Source organism: Streptomyces sp. NEAU-174, assembly GCF_052665095.1.
Window position 1 is genome coordinate 174,050 of record NZ_JBQTCE010000007.1, and the last position, 21,800, is coordinate 195,849.

At 71.1% G+C, this 21,800-nt stretch carries 19 protein-coding genes; 11 read left to right on the forward strand and 8 right to left on the reverse strand.

What is annotated here, in order from left to right:
* The first annotated feature begins 69 nt into the window (after nucleotides 1-69).
* The 6 genes from ACT2CW_RS21465 (at nucleotide 70) to ACT2CW_RS21490 (ending at nucleotide 6,530) form a co-directional block, all read left to right on the forward strand.
* Complete coding sequence (locus ACT2CW_RS21465; protein ID WP_445517857.1) at nucleotides 70-858, forward strand: GntR family transcriptional regulator; 789 nt, start codon at nucleotides 70-72, stop codon at nucleotides 856-858.
* Between the two features lie 196 nt (nucleotides 859-1,054).
* Entirely contained in the window at nucleotides 1,055-2,554 is a 1,500-nt protein-coding gene (xylB, locus tag ACT2CW_RS21470; protein ID WP_445517858.1) for a xylulokinase, read from the forward strand.
* Nucleotides 2,555-2,624: 70 nt separating this feature from the next.
* Nucleotides 2,625-3,632 (forward strand): SMP-30/gluconolactonase/LRE family protein, encoded by a 1,008-nt coding sequence (locus ACT2CW_RS21475; protein WP_432044921.1) that lies wholly within the window; start codon nucleotides 2,625-2,627, stop codon nucleotides 3,630-3,632.
* Nucleotides 3,629-4,684, forward strand: a complete 1,056-nt coding sequence (locus ACT2CW_RS21480) for a zinc-dependent alcohol dehydrogenase family protein (RefSeq protein WP_432044920.1) — start codon at nucleotides 3,629-3,631, stop codon at nucleotides 4,682-4,684. Before ACT2CW_RS21475 ends, ACT2CW_RS21480 begins: the two co-directional genes overlap by 4 nt.
* A 2-nt stretch (nucleotides 4,685-4,686) precedes the next feature.
* Nucleotides 4,687-5,748, forward strand: coding sequence for an aldose epimerase family protein (locus tag ACT2CW_RS21485; RefSeq protein WP_445517859.1), 1,062 nt, complete (start codon nucleotides 4,687-4,689; stop codon nucleotides 5,746-5,748).
* Entirely contained in the window at nucleotides 5,745-6,530 is a 786-nt protein-coding gene (locus tag ACT2CW_RS21490) for an SDR family NAD(P)-dependent oxidoreductase (RefSeq protein WP_138912227.1), read from the forward strand. Before ACT2CW_RS21485 ends, ACT2CW_RS21490 begins: the two co-directional genes overlap by 4 nt.
* A 75-nt stretch (nucleotides 6,531-6,605) precedes the next feature.
* On the opposite strand, the gene ACT2CW_RS21495 is transcribed toward ACT2CW_RS21490, so the two are convergent.
* The 7 genes from ACT2CW_RS21495 to ACT2CW_RS21525 all read right to left on the reverse strand — a co-directional run bounded on the left by ACT2CW_RS21495 (nucleotide 6,606) and on the right by ACT2CW_RS21525 (nucleotide 14,125).
* Nucleotides 6,606-7,616 (reverse strand): substrate-binding domain-containing protein, encoded by a 1,011-nt coding sequence (locus ACT2CW_RS21495; RefSeq protein WP_445517860.1) that lies wholly within the window; start codon nucleotides 7,614-7,616, stop codon nucleotides 6,606-6,608.
* Nucleotides 7,617-7,652: 36 nt separating this feature from the next.
* Entirely contained in the window at nucleotides 7,653-8,690 is a 1,038-nt protein-coding gene (locus ACT2CW_RS21500; protein ID WP_171072446.1) for an ABC transporter permease, read from the reverse strand.
* Nucleotides 8,687-10,237, reverse strand: a complete 1,551-nt coding sequence (locus ACT2CW_RS21505) for a sugar ABC transporter ATP-binding protein (RefSeq protein ID WP_445518119.1) — start codon at nucleotides 10,235-10,237, stop codon at nucleotides 8,687-8,689. Before ACT2CW_RS21505 ends, ACT2CW_RS21500 begins: the two co-directional genes overlap by 4 nt.
* Nucleotides 10,238-10,393: 156 nt before the next feature.
* The gene (locus ACT2CW_RS21510) at nucleotides 10,394-11,413 is read right to left on the reverse strand and encodes a TIGR03571 family LLM class oxidoreductase (protein ID WP_445517861.1); all 1,020 of its coding nucleotides are present in this window, start codon (nucleotides 11,411-11,413) and stop codon (nucleotides 10,394-10,396) included.
* Between the two features lie 125 nt (nucleotides 11,414-11,538).
* Nucleotides 11,539-12,363 (reverse strand): aldo/keto reductase, encoded by an 825-nt coding sequence (locus ACT2CW_RS21515; protein ID WP_445517862.1) that lies wholly within the window; start codon nucleotides 12,361-12,363, stop codon nucleotides 11,539-11,541.
* 59 nt (nucleotides 12,364-12,422) lie between these two features.
* On the reverse strand, nucleotides 12,423-12,848 hold the full coding sequence (locus ACT2CW_RS21520; protein WP_164424017.1) for a GlcG/HbpS family heme-binding protein: 426 nt from the start codon (nucleotides 12,846-12,848) through the stop codon (nucleotides 12,423-12,425).
* Nucleotides 12,849-12,919: 71 nt separating this feature from the next.
* Complete coding sequence (locus ACT2CW_RS21525) at nucleotides 12,920-14,125, reverse strand: MFS transporter (RefSeq protein WP_445517863.1); 1,206 nt, start codon at nucleotides 14,123-14,125, stop codon at nucleotides 12,920-12,922.
* 212 nt (nucleotides 14,126-14,337) lie between these two features.
* Between ACT2CW_RS21525 and ACT2CW_RS21530 the strand changes: the two genes are divergently transcribed.
* The gene (locus ACT2CW_RS21530) at nucleotides 14,338-14,841 is read left to right on the forward strand and encodes a MarR family winged helix-turn-helix transcriptional regulator (RefSeq protein ID WP_164424303.1); all 504 of its coding nucleotides are present in this window, start codon (nucleotides 14,338-14,340) and stop codon (nucleotides 14,839-14,841) included.
* A gap of 2 nt (nucleotides 14,842-14,843) precedes the next feature.
* Here ACT2CW_RS21530 and ACT2CW_RS21535 read toward each other — a convergent pair whose 3' ends face one another.
* Nucleotides 14,844-15,782: a LysR substrate-binding domain-containing protein gene (locus ACT2CW_RS21535; protein ID WP_182467519.1), complete on the reverse strand. Its 939-nt coding sequence runs from the start codon at nucleotides 15,780-15,782 to the stop codon at nucleotides 14,844-14,846.
* Between the two features lie 142 nt (nucleotides 15,783-15,924).
* On the opposite strand from ACT2CW_RS21535, the gene ACT2CW_RS21540 reads away from it, so the two are divergent.
* The 4 genes from ACT2CW_RS21540 to ACT2CW_RS21555 all read left to right on the forward strand — a co-directional run bounded on the left by ACT2CW_RS21540 (nucleotide 15,925) and on the right by ACT2CW_RS21555 (nucleotide 21,799).
* Nucleotides 15,925-16,935 (forward strand): aldo/keto reductase, encoded by a 1,011-nt coding sequence (locus tag ACT2CW_RS21540; RefSeq protein ID WP_445517864.1) that lies wholly within the window; start codon nucleotides 15,925-15,927, stop codon nucleotides 16,933-16,935.
* 39 nt (nucleotides 16,936-16,974) lie between these two features.
* Nucleotides 16,975-17,403 carry an SRPBCC family protein gene (locus ACT2CW_RS21545; RefSeq protein WP_445517865.1) on the forward strand — a complete coding sequence of 143 codons (429 nt, stop codon included), beginning with the start codon at nucleotides 16,975-16,977 and terminating at the stop codon, nucleotides 17,401-17,403.
* Nucleotides 17,404-17,918: 515 nt separating this feature from the next.
* On the forward strand, nucleotides 17,919-19,955 hold the full coding sequence (locus ACT2CW_RS21550) for a flavin monoamine oxidase family protein (protein ID WP_445517866.1): 2,037 nt from the start codon (nucleotides 17,919-17,921) through the stop codon (nucleotides 19,953-19,955).
* Entirely contained in the window at nucleotides 19,952-21,799 is a 1,848-nt protein-coding gene (locus ACT2CW_RS21555; protein ID WP_445517867.1) for a thiamine pyrophosphate-binding protein, read from the forward strand. The genes ACT2CW_RS21550 and ACT2CW_RS21555 overlap by 4 nt, the downstream gene beginning before the upstream one ends.
* Nucleotide 21,800: the final 1 nt, after the last annotated feature.

Sequence of the window (21,800 nt, forward strand, 5' to 3'; positions counted from 1 at the left end):
ACGGCCTGTACGTACAGGATGTCAAGAGGACGGGCTGATGTCTTTGCCGCGAGGCGCTACGCTTGCGCCGTGGAACCCGGACGGATTGACCGCGATGCCGCACTGCCCTTCTACGCCCAGCTCAAGGAGCTGCTGCTGCCACAGCTCGGCAGCGTCTGGAAGGTGGGTGAGCGGCTGCCCGGCGAGGTGACCCTGTGCGAGCGGTACGGCGTCTCCCGGACCGTCGTGCGCCAGGCCCTCGACGAGCTCGAGGGCGAGGGCCGCATCGTGCGGCGCAAGGGGCAGGGCACCTTCGTGGCCGCCCGCAAGGTCGACGAGTCGCTCTTCCAGTCGATGACGGGCCTGTACGAGGATGTGGCCGCCCGCGGTGGAGCGCTGGTCAGCGCGGTGCGCCGGCTGGAGTTCGCCCCCGCGACGGCGGACGCCGCCCGTGAACTGGAGGTCGAGGAGGGCGCACCGCTGATCCATCTGGAGCGGCTGCGCTACGTCAACGACGAGCCATGGGCGCTGACCAGCACCTGGCTGCCGCACCGGGTGGCACCCGGACTGCTGGACGAGGATCTGACCCACCAGTCGCTCTACGCCCTGCTGGAGGGCAAGTACGGCGTCGGCCTCGACCACGGCAGGCGTGAGGTGGAGGCGGTGCCCGCCGCCCCTTCGGTGGCCGAGGCGCTCGGCGTGGACGCCCACGCCCCGGTGCTGCTGCTGCGCAGCACCGCCTGGGACCAGGAGGGCAGGCCGGTGGAGTACTTCACGGCCTACCACCGCGCGGACCGCAGCCGTTTCCAGGTGCATGTCCGCAGGCGGCGCCGGGCCGGAGCGCCACCGTCGATGCTGGTGAACGACAGCGCCGGCTGACACACGCCGCCACCTGGGCGGCGGACCCGATGTGACATCGGGTCCGCCGCCCTTTTCGCGGCCCCGCGGACCTGTCGCGCCACCGCTCATCGCTCTTGACATCCTGTACGTACAGGATGACAGTGACCTGCGCAACGTTCCAGGCCAGGCCCGGACACCAGGAACCCGGACACCAGGAAGCTGGGGAGAAACATCCGTGATCATCGCCCATGACCTCGGCACCACCGGGAACAAGGCATCCCTGCACACCGACGACGGCCGGCTGGTGACGGCGGTGACCGTGCGCTACGACACCGACTTCCGGGCCGGCGGCATCGCGGAGCAGGACCCCGAGTCCTGGTGGCGGGCCGTCTGCCGGGCCGGCCGCGAACTGCTCGCCCGGAGCGGGACGCCCCCGGAGCGGATCGGCGCCATCGGATTCAGCGGCCAGATGATGGGGGCGGTGCTGCTCGACCGGGCGCACCGGCCGGTGCGGCCCGCGATGATCTGGGCCGACCACCGCAGCACCGAGCAGGCCGGGACACTGGCCGCCCAACTCGGCGAGGAGCGCGCCTACCGGCTGCTGGGACACCGGATCCACGCCACGTACTCGCTGGCCAAGGTGATGTGGGTGCGCGACCACGAACCGCGCGCCTTCCGCCGGGTGGCCCATATGTGCCTGGCCAAGGACTACATCGTGCAGCGCCTGACCGGCACGCTCGTCACCGATCCCTCCGACGCCTCCAGCACCAACGCCTTCGACCAGCGGGCGGGCACCTGGTCGCGGGCCGTGCTCGACGCGGCGGCCATCGACCCCGGCCTGCTGCCCGACGTCGCGGAGTCCACCTCGGTCGTCGGCCGGGTCCGTGCGGGGGCCGCGGAGGAGGCCGGGGTGCCCGCCGGGGTCCCCGTGGTCATCGGCGGCGGGGACGGCCCCCTCGCGGCGCTCGGCGCCGGGGTGCTGACCCCCGAGGACGGCGCCTACACCTACCTCGGCTCCTCCTCGTGGATCTCGATGTCGGCCCGGCGGCCGCTGTACGACCCGGCCCGGCGCACCATGACGTTCAACCACGTCCTGCCCGGACACTACGTCCCGACGGCCACGATGCAGGCGGGCGGCGCCTCGCTGGAGTGGATCGCGCAGGTGCTGCGCCCGGACGGCGGGCCGGAGCGCATCGCCCGCACCCTGGCGCGGATCGACGACGCCGACACCACGGGGCTCTACTTCCTGCCCCATCTGCTCGGCGAGCGCTCACCCTACTGGAACGCCGACGCCCGGGGCGCCTTCGTCGGGCTCTCCCGGCACCACGGCCCGGCGCATCTGGCGAAGGCCGTCCTGGAGGGGGTCGCCTTCAACCTGGCGACCTGCGTCGGCGCCTTCCGCGAGGCCGGGCATCGGATCGACCGCGTCGACGCCATCGGCGGTGGCGCGGCGAGCGACCTCTGGCTGCGTGTGCTCGCCGACGTCTGGGGCGCCCGGATACGCCGCCGCAGCATCGTCGAGGAGGCCAACAGCCTCGGTGCGGCCGTCACCGCCGCCGTGGGCAGCGGCCTGGTCGACGGCTTCGAGGTGGCCCGTGAACTCTCGTATGTCCAGGCCGAGTTCACTCCGTCCGCCGATCGGCACCGCGACTACACCGCGCGCCACCGGGAGTTCCTGGACGCCTATCGCAGCCTGGAGCCCTGGTTCGCAAATTCTCATCCACTAGACAACTAGTCCGCACCGTGAGAATGTGCCGTGGCCACCTTCGTGACCGCCTCGCGGTGCCACGACGAACAGGAGCCTCATGCGCCCACCGGTGACGACCGTCCACGCCACCCCCGTCGCGAGCGGGTTCACCTTTCTCGAGGGCCCCCGATGGCGCGACGGCGAACTGTTCGCGTCCGACTTCTACAGCGGGCGCGTCCTCGCCTTCCGTCCGGGCCGCTCACCGGAGACCGGCCATGAGGTGCGCACGGTGTGCGAGGTGCCCGGCCGGCCGTCCGGGCTCGGATTCGCGCCCGATGGATCGCTGCTGGTCGTCTCGATGCTGGAGCGCGCCCTGCTGCGGTGGGACGGCCGGGCGCTCACCACCGTGGCGCGCTTCGGCCACCTCATCGAGGGCGTGGCCAACGACATGCTGGTCACCGAGTCCGGCTGGGCCCTCATCGGCAACTTCGGCAATACGGACGCCGAGCCCGGCTCCCTGCGCGAGACCGCCCTGGTGCGGGTCTCCCCCGACGGCCGGGCAGATCTCCAGGGCCATGGGCTCGTCTTCCCCAACGGCATGGTCCTCACCGCCGACCGGCGGCGGCTGCTGGTGGCGGAGACCTTCGCCGGACGCGTCTCCTCGTGGCAGGTGGCCTGGAGCGGCGACGGTGCGCCCACGCTCGGGGAGCGGCGGGTGTGGAAGCAGTTCGGCGGCCCGCCCGGCCACCTCGACATCGAGCGCGCCACCCGCGAGCTTCCCGTACTGCCCGACGGTCTGGCCATCGACGCCCACGACCGGGTCTGGGTCGCCTCCTCGATCGGACACGGCGCGCGGCTGCTCGCGCCGGACGGCACCCTCCTCGCCCGCGTCGAAACCGGCGGCCTCAGCCCCTACGCGGTCGCCGTCGGCGGTGCCGACCAGTCCGTTCTCCACCTCTGCTGCTCACCGCCGCTCGGCACCGTCGACCCCGCCGCCACCACCGAGTCGGTGCTGTACACGGCGGACATCTCGGCACTCCGCCGACCCGCGCCCCGCGCCTCCCGCGCCCCGCGAAACTCCCCACGAAGCGCCCCAGGCAACTCCCCAGGAAAGGAGACACCATGACGACCACCACCACGCCGACCACCACGGTCCGTGCGCTGCGGTTCGCCGCGAAGGAGAAGGTCACCGTCGTCGACGCACCGCTCCCCGAGCCCGGACCGGGCGAGCTGGTCCTCGACATGAAGGCGGCGGGCCTGTGCGGAAGCGATCTGCACTACTTCCACATGACACACGAGGAGATGCGGCACGCCACTCAGCCCCGCTCGCCCGAGATGACGCCCGGCCATGAGATCGCCGGTGTGGTCAAGGCGGTCGGCCCCGGTGTGAGCCACCCGCGGGTGGGCGACCGGGTCGCGGTGCAGCACTACTCCGGCTGCGGCCAGTGCGAAAGCTGTCGGCGCGGCTGGGACGTGCACTGCGAGCGCGGCGCGCGGGTGTACTCGCTCAACCGGCCCGGTGGCTGCCAGGACGAACTGGTCGTCACGGCCAAGGACTGCGTGGTGCTGCCGGACGAGGTGAGCTTCTCCGTCGGCGCGTTCCTCGCCTGCGGTGCCACCACCGCCTACCAGGCGCTGCTCCGCTCGGAGGTGAAGCCGGGCGAGACCGTGGTCGTCATCGGCGTGGGCCCGGTCGGTCTCGCCGTGCTCGCCTGGGCGAAGGCGTTCGGGCTGCGCGCCATCGGCACCGACCCGAGCCCCGAGCGCCGTGCCTTCGCCGAGCGCCTCGGCTACTCCGACGTCCACGATTCCGCGGGCTTCGACATCGAGGCCGTGGTACCCGGTGGCGCGAACGCCGTCATCGACACCTCCGGGAACGTCCACGGCCGCCGTACCGCCGTCGAGGCGGTGAAGACCTGGGGCACGGTGGTGTTCGTCGGGCTCGGCCCCGACTTCGCCATCGACCCGGTACCCGACCTGATCATGCGTCAGGTGACCCTGCGCGGGATGTTCGTCTTCAGCGTGCCGCTGATGATGGAGGCCGTGGCGGAGGCCGCCCGGCTCGGTGTGGACCTCGCTCCGATCATCACCAGCGTCTCCTCGATCGAGGAGGGCCCCGACGCCTTCGCGGACTTCGCCGCGGGCAGCGTCGGCAAGTCGGTCATCGGATGGGAGTGAGCATGGCGAGCGCGACCTCGGTCCGGCCCGTCGACGGCGGCGCGTGGACACTGGAGAACGACGCGGTCACGGTGGTGGTGAACCCGGCCCGGGGCACCGACATCCTCTCGCTGGTCTGGAGGGCCACCGGCGAGGAGATCCTGTGGCGCAGTCCGCACTGGATGGACCGGGTGCCGGCCGCCGACACGGCGGACGCGAGCGATGTGTCGTTCTTCGACAACTACGCGGGCGGCATACAGGAGTTGTTCCCGAACGCGGGGCCACCGACCACCGTGCGCGGCGCTCCGCTGCCGTTCCACGGTGAGGCGGCCCGCCGCTCATGGGCGGCCGAGGCCGTGGACACGGCGGACGGGACCGCGCTGCGCTGCGTCACCCGGCTCGCCCGCTACCCGTTCCGCATGACCAAGACCTTCTGGCTCGACGGCTCCGTACTGCGTTTCCGGAGCGAGGTGGAGAACCTCTCCACGCGGGCCCTGCCCTCGAACTGGGGCCTGCATCCCGCCTTCAACACCGCGACCGTGGCCCGCGCGGCCACCGTGTACGGCCCGTTCGAGGAGCTCACCGCGCATCCGGAGGAGTTCGGCGCCCGGCAGTGGATGACACCGGGTGAGAAGCGCCGGGTGCCCGCCGTGGCCCCGGGCGTGGGAGCCCTGGAACTCGCGCCGGGTGAGGGCCCGACGGCCGACCTCGGCTACGCCACCGTCACGGGCGGCTGGTTCGGGCTGCGCTCACCGGGGTGCGGGCTGGTGGCGACGATGAGCTGGCAGTCCGAGCTGTTCCCGGAGATCTGGGTGTGGCAGGAGTGCCACGCGCCCGGCGACTACCCCTGGTGGGGCACCGAGCACATCGTGGCGGTCGAACCGCACACCACCTCTCCGTTCATGCCGCTCGGCGAACGGCTGGAGCGCCCCGGCGTGCCCATCCTCGCCGGAGGATCCACGCTGAGCGCCGAGTTCACGCTCGGCGTCCACGCGATCGCCGACGACGAGGTGCCGGTCGATGTCGACGAACGGGGGGTACCGGTGCTGATCACCGTCCCGGACGAGGGAGAGGGCGTGGCATGAGCCGATTCACCGATCGCGTCGCGATCGTCACCGGGGCGGGGGCGGGCATCGGCCGGGCCGCGGCCGAGCGCATCGCGGGCGAGGGCGGCTCCGTGGCCGTCTTCGACATCTCGGCCGAGCGCGCCGAGGAGGCGGCGCGCTCGATCGCCGACGCCGGTGGCGCCGCCACCCCCTTCGCGGTGGACGTCTCCGACCCCGACCAGGTACGGAAGGCCGTGGACGAGGTGGTGGCCACGCTCGGCGTTCCGTTCTCGCTGGTGAACAGCGCGGGCATCCTGCGCATCTCGCCCGCCCTGGAGATGAGCGCGGACGACTTCGACACGGTGCTCGGCGTCAATCTGCGCGGGGTGTTCCTCATGGCCACCGCGGTCGCGCGGCACATGGTGGCGGCGAGGCGGCCGGGCCGTATCGTCAACGTCTCGTCGATCCACTCGGTGATCTCGCTGCGCGAGGCTGCCGCCTACGCCGCCTCCAAGGGCGGGATCGAGGCGCTCACCTTCACCCTCGCGGGAGAGTGGGCCGAGCACGGCATCACGGTCAACGCGGTGCGCCCGGGGGCCACGTGGTCCGCGCTGACCACGCCCCTCTACACGGACGACGTCGTGGCCTCGCTGAACCGGCGCATCCCGCTCGGCGCGGTGGCCCGCGCCGAGCAGGTGGCCGCGGCGATCGCCTATCTGGCCTCCGAGGACGCCTCGTACTCGACCGGGGCGACGCTCTCGGTCGACGGCGGCTACACCATCAACGGCGACATGCCGGACGCGGTCTACGAACGCGGTTGACCCCTCGCACGGGGCACATGGGCAGGGGCCGGAATCTCACGATTCCGGCCCCTGCCGTATGCGTGCGGTCCCGGCTCAGAACACGGAGTGCGGGTCGAGGAAGTCGTCCACGTTCTCGCAGTTGATGCCCGCGGCCTTGGTGTACCGCTGCTTCGCGATGTCCTTGGGCGCCACCTCGCCGGTGCCGATCCGCAGCGCGAGGTCGAAGGCGAGATCGGCGGCCAGCTTCGGCGAGTTCAGTCCGGTGGAGATGTACCGGCCGTCGCACCCGCCCGCCCTGATCTCCTGGAGCGCCTGCTTCTGCCCGTCCGCCGCCGCGGCGACCAGGGTCTTCTTGTTGCCCTTGTCGCGCAGGGTGCTGAGGGCTCCGAGCGTCATCGAGTCGTTGAGGCCCACGATCAGGTCCACGTTCCGGTGTGCGGCGAGGATCGACTCGGTGGCCGGTACCGCGGCGTCCTGGGAGTAGTTCGCGGGAGTCCTGGCCACGATGTGGTACTTGACGCCACCGGAGCGCAGGCCGTCAAGGAATCCCCGCTGGCGGTCGGGGCCGACGATCTCGTCGTCCGGGCCGCCGTTGAGGACGGCCAGGCTGATCGTCTTGCCGCGGTGGAACCGCTTGGCCGCGAGCCGGCCCGAGAGTTTGCCGATCGCGTAGTTGTCGGAGGAGACGGAGGTGACCCCGACCCCCTCGATACCGGTGTCGACGAAGACCAGCGGTACCTCTCCCGCCACGTCCTTCAGCTGTACCTTCTGTGTCTTCGGGCTCATCGCGTCGACCACGAGGACGTCGATGCCCTGCGCCACCAGGGTCTGGGCCTGGTTCAGCTGGGTGACGGCGTCCCCGTCGGCGTTCTGCACCTCCAGGTGGAAACCCCGCTTCCTGGCCTTCTTCCTGGCCGCGTCGACCATCGCCGCGAAGTAGGGCGCGTCCAGCTGGCGCTGGGAGAATCCGATCGTGACATCGGTGGGCTTCTTGGCCTCCCTGGGGCCGCCCGCGGACGCCTTCCCACCGATGGTCGTACAGCCGGCCAGGACCAGCGCCGCCGCGGACAGCGCGGCGAGCGGGCCCCGTCGCATGGTTGTCATGCAGATCTCCGTGTCGTGTCTGGTCATGTGCCGGGCTCAGGAGTGTGCGGTCCGCTGCCGGCGGCGCCGGGTGAACTGCACGGTGGTGAGCACCATCGCGAAGATGATCAGGGCCCCGCGGAAGGCGTCCTGGAGGAATGTGGAGACGTTCAGCAGCACCAGCAGGTTGGAGATCACACCGAAGATGAGCGTGCCCAGGAACGCGCCGAGCACCCGGCCGCGGCCGCCCACGAGGCTGGCTCCGCCGATGACCACCGCAGCGATCGAGTCGATCTCGTAGTTGTCCCCTCCGGTCGGAGTGGCCGCGCCGATACGGGCGGCGAGCAGGAAGCCCGCGAAGCCGACCAGCACACCGGCGATCACATACACCGTGATCATGGTGGCCCTCACCGGCACACCCGCGGCGTGGGCGGCCTCCTTGCTGCTGCCGAGCGCGTACACCCGGCGCCCGAACACGGTGCGGCGGGTCAGGAAGGCCATGGCCATCGCGAGCGCGATCCACACGATGCCGAGCACGGGGACGCCGCCGATCGCCGTCGTCGCGATGGTGCGGAAGTCCGCGGCGTGCGGGCTGATCGGCTGGCCCTCGGTGTAGGCGTAGACGAGCCCGCGGCCCAGCGCGAGCATGCCGAGGGTCACGATGAAGGCTTCGAGCCCGCGGTAGGCGATGAGATAGCCGTTGAAGACACCGATGGCGCCGCCCAGCACGATCGCCACCGCCACGGCGAGCAAGGTGTTCCCACCGCCGAAGAGACCGGCGGAGAGCACACCGGCGAGCCCGGCGACCGCGCCGACGGAGATGTCGATGCCACCGGTGAGCACGATGAGGAACTGTGCGAGGGTCACGATGCCGATCACCGAGACCTGGAGCAGCAGATTGGACACGTTGTACGAGGAGAAGAAGGCGTCGGAGGTGAGGCCCGCGAAGATCAGCAGCGCGATGAGGATGTAGAGCGGGTACTGCTCCTTCGCCCACTGCCCGGCCCGGCGCAGCGTCAGACCGTGGGCGGGCGCCGTCCCCTCGTCGTCCGCGGCTGGTGCGGCGGCCGTCCTGGTCGCGGTGTCGTGGCTCACTGGACTTCTCCTCCGAGGGCGGTACGGGTCAGGTCGTCGGTGGTGCTGGTCTTCGAGACGAACTCGCCGGCGATGACGCCGTCGCGCAGCACGAGCACCCGGTTGCACAGGGCCAGGGCCTCTTCGGCCTCGCTGGTGACGACCACGACCGCCTTGCGCCGCTCGATGAGGCCCCGCACGATCTGATAGATGTTCAGCCGGGCACCGACGTCGATGCCCTTGGTCGGTTCGTCCAGCACCACGACGTCGGGCTCGCTCTCGAGCGCCTTGGCGATGCACACCTTCTGCTGGTTGCCGCCGGAGAGCGAGCTGGTCAGCTGGTCGGCACCGCCCTTGATCCCGAAGTCGGAGACCAGCCGCGCCACCCGGCGGCGCTCCCGGCGGGTGTGCATCACCCCGCGGGTGGAGAACGCGCCCAGTGTGCTCAGCGTGAGGTTGGTGGCGTTGTCGAAGTCCTTGACGAACCCCTCGCGCCTGCGGTCCTCGCTGAGGTAGGCGATCCCCTGGCGCAGGGCGGCCCGCGGTGAGCGCGGGTTCACCTCGTGGCCGCGCACCCGCACGGTGCCGGTGTCCCGGTGCTGGTGGCCCGAGATCGACCGGGCGAGGGAGCTGCGCCCGCTGCCGACGAGTCCGTAGACGCCGACGATCTCGCCCTCCCGCACCGAGAAGGAGATGCCGGACGCCGAACCCGAGGACACATCGCGCACCTCCAGCAGGGTGGGGGCGTCCGCCTCGGCCACCGGCTCCGGCGGCTCGAGGGCCATGACGGCCTCGCCGATCATGAGCGTCATGATCTCGTCGGGTGTGGTGTCCGCGGTGTCGACCACATCGACGAGCGAGCCGTTGCGCATGACCGCGATGCGGTCGGCGAGCGCGAACACCTCCGGCATGCGGTGCGAGACGAAGACGACCGTGGCACCGGCCTCGCGCTCCTTGCGTACGAGCGCCTCGACGTCCTTGAAGTGCTCCTCGGTGGTGGAGGCGGTGGTCTCGTCCAGCAGCAGCACCCGGTGCTCGTTCACCTGGGAGCGGCTGAGCGCCACCATCTGGCGCGGGCCGGGGCCGAGCCGGCCGGCCGGCATGCCGAGGTCCACCTCGCGCATCCCGACCACGCCGAGGGCGGCGCGCGTGCGGTCCGCGCGGTCGCGCCCCCCGACGAGCTGCCACGGCCTGCGGCGGCCCGCCGCGCTGAGGCCGGTCAGCCAGACGTTCTCCTGGACGCTGAAGGTGTCGACGATGACCGGCTCCTGGTGCATGAGGAGCACTCCGGCGTCCAGGGCCGCGGAGGGTGTGGTGATCTCGCCGTCGTATCCGGCCACGATCACCCGCCCACTGGTGGGGCGCTCCTGACCGGCGAGCAGCTTGGTCAGCGTCGACTTGCCGGCGCCGTTCGCACCGCAGATGGCGAGCACCTCGCCCGGGTAGCCGCTCAGGGTGACATCGGAGACGGCGACGACACCCGGGTAGACCTTGCCGACCCCGTCCAGAGTGAAGGTGGCCGTCCTCGGCGGTGGTGACCCGGATACCGAGGACGCGGCCGCGCCCATCCTGCTCACGTCGAATGCTCCCTTGCGCTAGGCACGTCACTCCTCGTCGAGAAGGCCGATCACTGCCGCCCATGGCTCCACAGGCCCCGGGCTGCGACCTTTTTTCTCATGAGATGAACGCCGTGTCTACTGCATGGGACAAACGAATGCGACAATCTACCCCGCCGTACGACCCCCGACGACGGCGGGCGAGGGGAAGTGCGGCAGTACGTGATCGGTGAGTTCGGCCAGGACGTCCTCGACGGGGCGGTCGTTCGGCCGCAGGTTGAACGCGACATGCGCGACGCCGAGGGCGGACATCTTCTCCAGGTGCTCCACCAGCCCCTCCCGGCCGGTGCGCAGGCCGAGCCGGATGGTGGTGGCGGGGGCCGCGGGGTCGGGCAGCAGGTCGAGCATCATGGGGGTGAGATAGGGCTTGGGGCGGTCGGCGGTCAGCCGCCGCCACTGCTCCGTCTTCAGCCGGAGCGCCCCCAGGTCACGGGGGTAGTTGAGGCTCGCGTCCACGTGTTCCGCGATCCACTCCGGGCTCTGCTGGGCGTTGCCCGCGACCGCGATCGGGATGGTCCCGTCGATGGGCTTGGGCAGGACGTCGAGTCGCCGGTCGGGGGCGAGGCCGAGCTGGGGCAGCTCCAGCCCCTGGCCGGTGAGCGGGGTGGCCCAGGCGGTGCGCAGCACCTCGACGCCGGTGCGGAAGGTCTCGGCGCGGGTGGTGAACTCGACGCCGAAGAGCGGGTATTCGACGGGACGGTCACCACTGGCCAGGCCGAGGACGAAGCGCCCGCCGGACAGGGCGTCCACGGTGGCGGCCGCCTTGGCGACCAGAAGCGGCCGGCGCAGCGGCAGGACGACGGCCGCGGTGCCGAGCACCGCGCGTTCGGTGACCGCCGCGAGATGTCCCAGGTGGGTGAAGGTCTCGAACACCGACCCCGCGTCGCCGAAGTGCACCGGGTCGTACAGCGGGACGTCACGGACCCACAGGGCGGCGAATCCGGACCGGTCGGCGACGCGGGCCAGGTGGGCGTGTGCGTCGAGGGACGGCACGCCGAAGGGACGGCCCGCCTTCCGGTCGGCGGCCAGCCGGGACTGCCCCCAGTCGTTGTCCAGGGGGAGTTCCAGGCCGAGGGTGAGGCGGCCACCGGGGTGGGTCAGACGGTTCAGGGCAGTGGCAGTGGACATGATGCGAGGACGGCTTCCGGGAGAGGGGAAACGGGGCGGGAACGGGCCGCGCCGCCCCGGCCGGCTGATGAGCACGGCCGCGGCGGCGCGGTCGAGTGGGACGGTCCAGTGGCGCGGTGGCCGGGTCAGTTGAGGGTGTCGGGGTCCGGCCCGGTGCGCTGACCGCGGTCGAGAGCGCCGATCGCCTCGATGTCCTCGGGGGTGAGGGTGAAGTCGAAGACGTCGATGTTCTCCCGGATGCGGGCGGGGGTCACGGACTTGGGGATCACGACGTTCCCCAGCTGGAGGTGCCAGCGCAGGACCACCTGGGCGGGCGTCTTGCCGTGCCGCCGCGCTATCGCGGTGAGCGCGGGGTCCTGGAGAAGGGCGCCCTGGGCCAGCGGGCTCCACGCCTCGGTGGCGATGTTGTGCTGGGCGTGGAAGGCCCGCAGCTCCCCCTGCTGGAGGTAGGGGTGCAGCTCGACCTGGTTGATGACCGGGACCACACCGCTGTGGTCCAGCAGCCGTGCCAGATGGGCGGGCTGGAAGTTGGACACGCCGATGGCGCGGGTGCGGCCGTCGGCCAGCAGCTTCTCCAGGGCGCGCCAGGTGTCCAGGTAGAGGTCACGGGCCGGGGTGGGCCAGTGGATCAGGTAGAGGTCCACATAGTCGGTGCCCAGCTTGGCCAGGCTGGTGTCGAAGGCCGCGAGGGTGGAGTCGTACCCCTGGTCCGCGTTCCACAGCTTGGTGGTGAGGAACAGCTCCTCGCGGGGGACACCGGACTCGGCCAGGGCACGGCCGACACCGGCCTCGTTGCCGTAGATGGCCGCGGTGTCGATGGAGCGGTAACCGGCCTCGATGGCGGAGCGCACCGCGCCGGTGGTCTGTGCGTCCTCCACCTGGAAGACGCCGAAGCCCAGCTGCGGGATCTCGAGGCCGGTGTGGAGGGTGACGTTGGGTACGGAGGTCATGGTGTCCTTCGTCGGGTCGTGGGTGTTGCGGGGTTCTGGGGTCTCTGTGGCCCGGGAGCTCAGCCGAGCGTCGCGACCGCCGTGGTGGCGATCTCGTGGTCCTGCTCGGGAGCGCCGCCGCCCACGCCGAGCGCGCCGATCAGCCGGCCGTCGCGGTGGACCGGGACGCCACCGGCGATGAACAGCAGCGGGCGGTCGAGGGCGGTGGGCAGGGTGTGGAAGGCGCCTCCGGGCTGGACCGCGTCGACCAGGCCCGCGGTGGGGGCGTCCAGCTGGAGCGCGGTGAACGCCTTGCGGGTGCTGGTCTCCCCGGCGATCAGTACGGCCCGGTCGTCGCGCCGGAAGGCCAGCAGATGGCCACCGGCGTCGAGGACGCTGATGGCGGCCGCCACCCCGGCCGCCTCGGCGGCGGCGCGGGCGGCCTGGACCAGGGCCTCGGCGTCCGTGGTGGTCAGCGGGGCGACGGCGGTCTCGGGGGTGCTCATGGCGGGTCGGTCTCCTTGATGCCTTGATGGTGGTGGTGCTGTTCGGTGTTCGGTGTTCGGTACGAAGTGGCTCAGTGCCGGCCGGTGAACGCGTGGGCCGGTTCGGTGGTGGCGCCGTCGGGGCCGCGGCGGGTGTCACGGCGCTCCAGGGCGGCCGAGAGGACGGCGAGGACCAGGGCGGATCCGGCGAGGATGGCGCCGACCCAGTTGGGCGCGGTGTAGCCGAGTCCGGCCGAGATCACCAAGCCGCCGAGCCAGGCCGAGAGCGCGTTGCCCAGGTTGAAGGCGCCGATGTTGACGGCGGAGGCGAGGGTGGGGGCACCCGCCGAGTGGTCCAGCACCCGCTTCTGAAGCGGGGGCACGGTGGCGAAGCCCAGGGCGCCGACGAGGGCGATGGAGACGGCGGCCGCGATCTTGTTGTGGGCGGTGAAGGTGAACGCGGCCAGGACCAGCGCGAGGGCGCCCAGCGATACGTACAGCATCGGCATCAGGGCCCGGTCGGCGAACCGGCCGCCGAGGAGGTTGCCGCCGACCATGCCGAGCCCGAAGAGGACCAGCAGCCAGGTGACGGAGGAGTCCGCGAAGCCCGCGACCTCGGTCATCATCGGCGCGATGTAGGTGATGGCGGCGAAGACACCGCCGAAGCCGAGCACGGTCATCGCCATGGCCAGCAGCACCTGTGCGTTGCGGAAGGCCGCCAGCTCATGGATCAGGTGCACACCCTCCGGCTTGGGGATGTCGGGAACGAGCTTGGCGATGCCCGCCAGGCCGATCACGCCGAGCGCCGCGACGAGGAAGAAGGTGGTCCGCCACCCCAGTGACTGGCCGATCGAGGTGCCGAGCGGCACGCCGACGACATTGGCGATGGTCAGGCCGGTGAACATCATCGAGATGGCTCCGGCCTTCTTCTCGGGCGCGACCAGATCGGCCGCGACGACCGATCCGATGCCGAAGAACGCGCCGTGCGCGAAGGAGGCGACGATCCGCCCCGCGGCCATCACGCCGAAGGCGGGGGCGATCGCGGAGAGCAGATTGCCCACCACGAACAGCCCCATCAGCAGCATCAGCATGCGCTTGCGGGAGATCTTCGTACCGAGCGCGGTCATCAGCGGCGCGCCGACCATGACGCCGAGCGCGTAGCCGGTCACCAGGAATCCGGCGGTGGGGATGGACACATCGAAGTCCCCGGCGACCTCGGGCAGCAGCCCCATGATCACGAACTCGGTGGTTCCGATCCCAAAGGCCCCGATGGCGAGGGCCAGCAGTGCGATGGGCATGAAAGTTCACTCCAAGAGATTGCTACCGCCCTTTACGAGCATCCACAATACTTGCAGGCGCAGTAATTGCAAGCGCGCTATATTGCCCGTGCTGTGTATCACGCCATCGGCACCGCCGCGGACCCCGACCGGGCTCCGCCCACCCCGCTTCAGCCCGCCCCACCCCGCATCAGGAGGCATCCATGACCACACCGCCCGCGACCACACCCCCCATGACCGCACCGGATCTCGTCGCCACTCCCCTCGCCCAGAGCTGGTGCGCCCTGTCACTGCTGCACAGCAGGATCGAGACGCATCTCGAGGGGGCTCTCCACACCCGCCATGAGCTCAGCGCCCGCGAGTACGCGGTGCTTGACGTCCTGAGCCGGCAGCACGACGGGGACAACGGCCATCTCCAGATGAAGCAGGTGGCCGACGCGGTCGCCCTCAGCCAGAGCGCCACCACCCGGCTGGTCGCCCGGCTCGAGGACCGCGAACTGCTCTCCCGCTACCTGTGCCCCACCGACCGGCGCGGGATCTACACCAATGTCACCGAGGCCGGGCTGCTCCTGCTCGGCCAGGCCCGGCCGACGTACGAGGGCGCCCTGCGCGAGGCGCTCGACCTGGCGGCGCGGGACCCGCGGCTCACCACCCTGGTCACGGCCGTGGCCTCGTTGGAGGCGTCTCCCCTCGACGCCTCGTCACTCCGCATTCCGGGGTGTGAGCTCCCCGGCTGAGCTCACACCCCGGAGGCGAGGCCACCGGCCGGCGGCGCCGCACCCGGCTCCCGCTCGTCCGACAGCACGGTCTCGCGGAACGAGGCGACGACCGGCCGCAGATCGACGTGGTGCCAGACGGCCCAGAGCTGGACGGACGCCTCGTGCCAGGGCAGGGCGCGCACGGCCACGGCCTCCGTGGCACCGCGCACCATGCTCTTCTGCACCAGCGCCAGCCCGAGGCCGGAGGCGACCAGGCCGAGTGCCGTCAGGGGATCCGCGGCGTCGAGCCGGATGTCGGGGGTGAAGCCCGAGGACACGCACGAGGCGACGAACGTGTCCCGCCACGCCGGGTCGCCCGGCTCCTCGACCGCGATCCACGGCTGCCCGTCCAGATCCTTCGCCGAAACCGTCTCGCCCGCGGCCAGCGGATGACCCGCCGGAAGGACCAGCAGCAACGGGTCCTCCAGCAGCGGCGCGGCCCGCAGCACGGGGTCGTCGCGGTCCGGCGGCTCCCGCACCAGGGCGATGTCCAGGCTGCGCTGGCGCAACCCCTCGAACTGCTCGGCCGCGGCCATGCTGTACAGCGCGACATGGATGCCGGGGCTCTCCTCCTGGAGCCGGCGCAGCGCACCCGGGAGCACACCGGTGTGCATGGCGTCGGCCACGTACCCGATGCACAGGCCGCCCTCCTCGCCCCTGCCCAGCCGGCGGCCGAGGTTCTCCAGCCGGTCGGCATGGCGCAGCAGCGCCCGGGCCTCGCTGAGGAAGATCGCGCCATCGCGGGTGAGCCGGATGCGCTGCTGGCTGCGCTCGAACAGGGTCAGGCCGAGGTTCTTCTCCAGCTGAGCGATCTGCCGGCTGAGCGGGGACTGGGAGATGTGGAGCTGCTCGGCGGCGCGGCCGACGTGTTCGGTCTCGGCCACGGTGATGAAGTAGCGCAGTTGTCGCAGGTCGAGCATGTAAGACCTCTGAGGACTCAAGTGTATCCAAGAGAGTCTTGGACAGTCTGAAGTCCCGATCCTAACGTCGAAGGCGAACGAACGGCGGACCGGCCGAAGGCCATGGGTCCGTCCCTTCCCCCTCTCTCCGCGAGGACACTTCATGACCATCACGTCTCTGCTCCCGGGCCGCCTCGGACTGGGCACGGCCCCGCTGGGCAGCATGTTCCGCGACGTCTCCGACGAGGAGGCCGCCGCGACCGTCGACGCCGCCTGGGACCACGGCATCCGCTACTACGACACCGCCCCCTTCTACGGCGCGGGCCTGGCGGAGATACGGCTCGGCGACGCGCTCGCCGGGCGCCCTCGCGACAGCTACGTGCTCAGCACCAAGGTGGGCCGTGTCATCCTCGACGAGATCGAGGACCCCGCCGCCCGTGAACTCGGCGAGAAGGGCGGCCTGTTCGAGCACGGCCGCCCCAACAAGCTCGTGCACGACTGGACGGCCGACGCCACCAAGCGGTCCATCGAGGACAGCCTGCGGCGGCTGCGCACCGACCGGCTCGACATCGTCTGGGTCCATGACGTGGCCCAGGACTTCCACGGCGACGAGTGGCTCGCCGTCTACGAGAGTGCCCGCACCGGCGCCTTCCGCGTCCTCCAGCAGTTGCGCGACGAGGGCGTGATCAAGGCGTGGGGGCTCGGCGTCAACCGCGTCGAACCCATCGAGCTCACCCTCGACCTGGACGAGCCGAAGCCGGACGCCTTCCTGCTGGCCGGGCGCTACACGCTGCTGGACCACGACCGTGCCCTTCAGCGCCTGCTCCCCACGGCGGCCGACCAGGGCGTCAGCCTCGTCGTCGGCGGCCCCTACAGCTCCGGCGTGCTCGCGGGCGGCACCCACTTCGAATACCAGGACGCGCCCGCGCACATCATCGAGAGGGTGGCGCGCATCAAGGAGCTAGCCGAGCGGCACGGCGTCAGCGTCAAGGCCGCCGCCCTCCAGTTCTCCCTGGCCCACCCGGCGGCCGCCGCCGTGATCCCGGGCGCCACCCGGCCCAGCCGTATCGCCGAGGATGTCGCGGCTCTCGACGAGGCCGTCCCCGCGGCGTTCTGGACCGAGCTCCGCGAGGCCGGGCTGGTCTCCCCGCTCGCGCCCCTGCCCACCGCCTGACGATCCCCTTCCCCTCCCCCACCCGACAGGAGCATCTCCATGGCCTCCACCACCGCCACCCTCGACCTGTCCGTACCACCGGAGCGGGTGTGGCAGCTCATCGGCGGATTCGACGCGCTGCCCGACTGGCTGCCGTACATCTCCGAGAGCGTCGCCGCCGAGGGCGGCCGCGTACGCCGGCTGCGCAACGAGGAGGGCGGCGTGATCGTCGAGCGGCTCGTGGCCTTCGACGACGCGGCGCGCTCGTACAGCTACGCCATCCTGGAGGCGCCGTTCCCGGTGACCGACTACCTCTCCACGCTGCGCGTGCGCGAGGTCCCCGGCCGGTCCGACGCGTCGCGCGTCGAGTGGTCCGGGACGTTCACCCCCACCGGCGTCAGCGACGACGAAGCCGTCGCGCTCTTCCACGGCATCTACGCCGACGGGCTCGCCGCCCTGCGCAACGCCCTGGCGGACCGAGCCGCCTGACGGGCCGCCACGCAGGGCAGGCGGTGACGACTCCGACTCAAGCCCCCCCCTACGACAAATGAGCGGGTTTCCGACGCGCCGGGAACCCGCTCATCCCATTTCCCGTACGCCACGTCCTTGACGGCCTGAAACCAATTCGGATGGGCGGCCGGGCCCGTCGGAATGGGTTTCTGAACGGCAGCCGAGCGGCCACAGGTATTACTGCGGCGCGCCTTTCTCCACCATCGGGCAGGAGTTCGACGTCCGCCCATATCGCGAGCATGGCCGACCTGGCCCCGTTGCGCCCGTCGCCGGGATGGCCGCCGAGTTCGCCGATGCACGGACGACGCCGCTCCGCTCTTCCCCTTCGGCCCCTGGTGAAGCACCTGTCCCAGCCGGATCTCGGGCTCCTCCCAGCGAAAATCCAGCAAGTCGAAATTCCGTCAGCCATCAGGTCCACCCTTTTAGGACTTTACCCATACATTACCTTGCGAAAGAAACGAGAAACCGTTTCTTCAAACCTACGATCGCAAGCTATGACCGACGCTCCACGCGATAACTCCGCCACCCGTGCGCGCTGGCAGACCTGTCTCAAGCTGGCCCGCGAACTCCTCCTCATCGGACCGGACAAAACCGACCTCAAACTCGGCTATCTCCACACCCTCATCGACACGGGCAGCCTCGGCGTCACCCGCCACCCCCGCAAGAAGATCCTCATCATCGGCGCCGGTATCACCGGCCTGGTGGCCGGCCGGCTGCTCAAGGACGCGGGCCACGACGTCACCATCCTGGAGGCCAACACCGGCCGTGTCGGCGGGCGCATCAAGACCTTCCGCACCACCAAGCACCACCAGCCGTTCGCCGACGCCGCCCAGTACGCCGAGGCCGGCGCCATGCGGCTGCCCGACTTCCACCCGCTCGTCCTCGCCCTCGTCGACAAACTCGGGCTCGGCCGCCGCCTGTTCTACAACGTGGACGTCGACCCCATCACCGGCAGCGGCCCCGATGTCCCCGTCCCCCCGGTGACGTACACCTCCTTCACCGGCCGCACCTGGACCTACGGCGATGACAGCCCCGACTTCCGCGCGCCCGACAAGCGCGGCAACACCTGGATCCGCACCAACCGCGTCCAGGTGCGGCGCGCCGACTACAGCGCCGTCCCGGAGAAGATCAACGAGGGTTTCCACCTCACCGACGACGAGGTCCGCGCCCCCGCCGTGCAAATGGTCGACGATGCGCTGGAGAGCGTGCGGGACTACTACTCCGACGTCGTGGGCGGGAAGCGGGTCAACAAGCCGCTCGAGGAGTGGATCGAGGGCTGGGCCCGGGTCATCCATGACTTCGACGGCTATTCGATGGGCGGCTTCCTGCGCGACTACGCCGGGCTCAGCGACGAGGCCATCGAGGCGGTCGGAACGCTGGAGAACATGTCCTCGCGGCTCCATCTCTCGTTCTTCCACAGCTTCCTGAGCCACACCGACATCAGCCCCGGTGTGCGCTACTGGGAGATACCCGGCGGCAGCTGGCGACTCCCGGACGCCCTCCACCGGGACCTGCGCGACGAGGTGCGGTTCGGCCACCGCATGATCCGCCTGGAGTACTTCGACCCCAGCCGCGACTCCGCCCCCGAGGGCACCGGCGCCGTCGGACCTGGCGGATGGGGCGTGGCCGTGCGGACCGTGGCCGAGGACAACCCGGCGGGCCCCACCCGGCTGTGGACCGCCGACCTGGCCATCGTCACCATCCCGTTCTCCACCCTGCGCTTCGTGGAGATCGTCCCCTCGATGTCGTACAAGAAGCGCCGCGCCATCATCGAGACCCACTACGACTCGGCCACCAAGGTGCTGCTGGAGTTCAGCCACCGGTGGTGGGAGTTCACCGAGGACGACTGGCGCGAGGAGCTCGACAGCATCACACCGGGCCTCTACGAGTACTACCAGCGCGGTGGCGGGACCGGCGCCGACCCCGTGCCCGCGCTCGCCGAGGCGGGCCGCGACCTGCTCGGCGCGGCGGTCAAGGACAGCGGGGTCACCGAGGAGTTACGCCAGGTCAACAGCGTCATGCCGCTGCGCGGCCCGGCCGTACGACCCGCCACCCACTGCTTCGGTGGCGGCTCCGCCACCGACAACCCCAACCGGTTCGTCTACTACCCCTCGCACCCGGTCGAGGGCAGCACCGGCGGTGTGGTGCTCGCCTCGTACTCCTGGTCCGACGACGCCGCGCGCTGGGACTCCATGCGCGAGGCGGAGCGCTATGTCTACGCCCTGCGCAATCTCCAGGCCCTGCACGGGCGCCGTATCGAGGTGTTCTTCACCGGCCTGGGCGCCACCAAGAGCTGGGCCCGCGACCCGTACGCCTTCGGCGAGGCCGCCACGTACACCCCGCACCAGATGACCAGCTTCCATCTGGACGCCTCCCGCCCCGAGGGCCCGGTGCACTTCGCCGGGGAGCACACCTCGCTCAAACACGCCTGGATCGAGGGCGCCCTGGAGAGCGCGGTCCGCGCCGCCACCGCCGTCCACCAGGCGCCGCCCCTCACCACCCCGGGCCCGGACCAGGAGGGCGGTTCATGATCGCGATCACCCCCGAGTGCACGGTCGCCCGCTATCTGGCCCGCCGCCTGGCCGAGCTGGGCATCACCCATCTGTTCGGGGTGCCCGGCAACCACCTCGGCCCGTTCCTCACCGCCCTGCGGGCCGAGGGCGATGTCGAGTGGGTCGGCACCCCCACCGAGGGCGGCGCGGGCCAGGCCGCCGACTCCTACGCCCGTCTCCACGGCATCGGCGCGGCCGCGGTCACCTACAGCGTCGGCGCGTTCAACCTGCTCAACGCCTGCGGCGGGGCGTATGTGGAGCATGTCCCGCTCATCGCCGTCAACGCCTGCCCGCCGTACGAGCAGTGGCAGAACTACCGCGCCCTCGGCCTGCTCACCTCCCATATGAGCCCGCGCCGGGAGAGCAATCTGGACGCCTACCGGCAGGTCACCGTGGAGGCGCAGGTCATCTCCAACCCCGGCCTCGCCCCGGGCCAGATCGACGCCGCGCTCACCGCCTGTCTGTCCGAGCGCAGGCCGGTCTATCTGGAGGTGATGGAGGACCTGTGGGACGAGCCGTGTGCCGTGGCCGAGGAGCCGCTGCTGCGCCGCGAGCGGCCGTTCAGCGCGCGCAACCAGACCATGCTGGCGGGCGCCGTCGCCGCGATCCTCGCACTGGTCGAGGAGCACCCCGGCCCGGACGGCAGGCCCCGCCCGATCGTGTGGGCGGGCGAGGAGGTGGAGCGGTTCCGCCTCGACCGGCAGCTCGGCGATCTGATACAGGCCACCGGCGTGCCGTTCTGCACCACCGTGGGCGCCAAGGCCGTCCTCGACGAGCGGCTGCCGCAGTTCCACGGCGTCTACAACGGCAAGGCCAGCCATCCGGAGGTGCACTCCATCTTCAAGGACTGGGCCACCTGCCGGATCGGCCTCGGCACCTGGTCCACCTCGAAGAACCTCGGCGGTGAACTGTCCGTCGGCACGGACTGGGTGGTGGCCGCCCGGGGCGGTGTCAGCGTCGGCACCCAGTACTTCCCCGACGTCCAGCTCGCCCGGCTGCTACCCGCCCTCCAGGACGCGCTGGTGGCGCGCTTCGGCTCCGGTGGCCTGACCGCCGACTACTTCGCCGAGGCCCACGCCCACCACGGCGCGGCCGAGGACCGTCCCGCCTCCCTCGATGAGCACCGCGCCACCACGCTCCGCGCCGGCGGCTCGTCGTCCGGGTCCGGCGAACGGCTCACGTACGACGGGGTGTTCGACCGGATCAACCACTTCCTGGCCAAGGAGACCCGGGAGAGCTGGACGGTGGTCTCCGACGCCGCGTTCTCCCTCATCGGCTCGATGGACCTGACCCTGCCGGCGGGCGGCTTCCTGTCGCAGGTCAGCTGGCTGTCCATCGGCTGGTCCGTGGGCGCGGCCACCGGCGCGGCGCTCGCCCCCGAGCGCGGCCACGCCCGCCCGATGGTGTTCGTCGGCGACGGTGCCTTCCAGGAGACCTGCCAGGAGATCTCCACCCACACCAGGCTGGGGCTGCGGTCGGTGGTGTTCGTGATGGACAACGGACACTTCTACGGCATCGAGCAGATGCTGGTGCACCCGTCCTACTACGCGGACCGGGACGCCCACGGCGCCGATGACACCGATGGCGCGGACTTCTACAACGTCCTCCATCCGTGGCACTACGAGCGGCTGGCGGATGTCTTCTCCGGCAAGAAGACCCCGGCGCACGGGGTCGGCGTGGCGCACACCTCCGAGCTGGACGAGCTGCTGGCCCGCCTCACCGATCCGACCGACCCGGTCAACTCCGGACCACTGCTGGTCCGGGTCCGCCTGCACCGGCACGACTACCCGCGGGCGATGGCGTACAAAGTCAAAGGGGAGTAGG